The organism is Streptomyces sp. NPDC050988 (assembly GCF_044456225.1).
Taxonomy (GTDB): Bacteria; Actinomycetota; Actinomycetes; order Streptomycetales; family Streptomycetaceae; genus Streptomyces.
Map to the genome: position 1 here is coordinate 1 of NZ_JBITFQ010000069.1, position 1,925 is coordinate 1,925.

At 66.6% G+C, this 1,925-nt stretch carries 1 protein-coding gene; it reads right to left on the reverse strand.

The genetic code is table 11. From position 1 onward, the window contains the following. Window positions 1-73 precede the first annotated feature (73 nt). The gene (gene ltrA, locus ACIBEI_RS49535; protein ID WP_398898123.1) at window positions 74-1,327 is read right to left on the reverse strand and encodes a group II intron reverse transcriptase/maturase; all 1,254 of its coding nucleotides are present in this window, start codon (window positions 1,325-1,327) and stop codon (window positions 74-76) included. Between the last annotated feature and the right edge of the window lie 598 nt (window positions 1,328-1,925).

Here is a 1,925-nt window from a genome sequence, read left to right on the forward strand (position 1 = left end):
AATCGAGTAGGAGGGCCGGGTCGCCCGGCCCTCCTCTCACACCACCGGACATGCGGGCCTCGCATCCGGCGGTTCACCGAGCTGATCTCAACCCTTGCCAGGTCGGCTTGAGCATGCGCAGACCAAGGTCGTCCCAGTAGGAGTTGGGCAGTGCCCGCTGAAGGACGGCCGATCCCGCGATCCGCCAGTAGCCCTTGCCGCTGCCAGCCCACTCGCGGGCCTGCCACTCGGCGACACCGAGCGCGCGGAGGTTCCTGAACCGGGCCTTGGGAAGCTTCCATTCCTTCCAGCGGATCTGCCGCATCCTGCGGTGCAGCCACTTGTCCAGGTCCCGGAACAGGTGTGACCCGTCCGCGAGCTGGAAGTAGCCCATCCATCCGGTGGTGAAGCGGTTGATCTTCGCGATGCGTTCGTCCATCGCGATGCTCCACCGGCGCGAGGTCAGCTCCCGCAGCCGGTCCTTCAGGCGCTTGACCGCCTTCGGATCGACGCGGATGCCGACCTTGCCGCCACGGGCGAAGTAGAAGCCGAACCCCAGTAGCACCGCCGAGCGGGCGTGGACCACCTTCGACTTCTCCCGGTTGACCTTCAGTTTCAGCCGCTGCTCGACCACGGCCGTGACCGAGGCGAGCACCCTTCTGGCGGCTCGTTCGCTCCGCACGAAGACGCGCACGTCGTCGGCGTAACGCACGAACCGGTGACCGCGCCTGAACAGCTCCCGGTCCAGATCGTCGAGCATGATGTTCGACAACACCGGCGACAGCGGGGAGCCCTGCGGGGTCCCCTCCTCGCTCGGCGTCCTGATGCCGTCCACCATGATCCCGGCGTCCAAGTACCTGCGGATCAGTTTCAGGACCCTGCGGTCACTGACCTTGCGCGCGACCCGAGCCATCAGGACATCATGCTGGACGCGGTCGAAGAACCGGTCCAGGTCAAGGTCCACAACCCACCGAAGGCCGTCCTCGATGGCCCGCCGCGCGACACGGATCGCCTGATGGGCGGACCGGCCGGGACGGAACCCGAAGGACGACCCCGAAAACCCCGGGTCGAAGATGGGCACGAGCACTTGCGCGATGGCCTGCTGGATCAAGCGGTCCAGCACAGTCGGCACCCCCAGCATCCGCTCGCCGCCGCCAGGCTTCGGGATGATCACCTGACGGACCGGCGCCGGCCGGTAGATGCCCGCATCGAGCGCGGCCCGGACCTCGGGCCAGTGCACCAGCAGCCACGACCGCAACTGAGCCGTGGTCATGCCGTCCACCCCGGGAGCACCCCGGTTCGCTTCAACACGGTTGAGCGCCGCGAGCAGGTTCTCCTTCGAGAGCATCAACTCCCACAACGAGGAATCCTGTTCACGGTGAACGTCTTCCGCGAGGCGCGCCGACCGGCCACTACGCACCGCCGTGGGCTCCGCCGGATGCACCGGCTCCTCCCCCTGCGGCCCCGCCGAAGCGGACTTTCTGCGGTCCACGTGACCGGCACGAGCAACCACCACATCACCCGTTCCACTCGATGTTCGGCCCTTCCCAGCCCGCCACTCATGCGGCCATCCCGGCTGGTACTACGACCTCTGCTGACTTCTGCCCGGTCAGCCCGTACCTTCCAGTACGGACCGTCGGCGCGGCGACATCTTCAGCACAACCGACACCCGGACAGATCTCCCCAGGTAAGAACGATCACTGTCCCTGTACTCTGCCGCGTTTACGCACTGGCCTTCTTGGCAGTGACGGGCTTCGCCTTGCCATGCAGGCTCACCCGACCAGCACGCCTCATACACGGTTCGTGTTCCTCAGAGCACAGGTCTCGCCTCGGGCTTCCTCCAGACCCCACCTCACAATGACGCCCTTGCCTCCGGCTCGGGGTTAGCACCACCTCTTCCCCCAGGGGACTTTCACCCCCAAGCAATCGCCCATGCTGGGCGCACA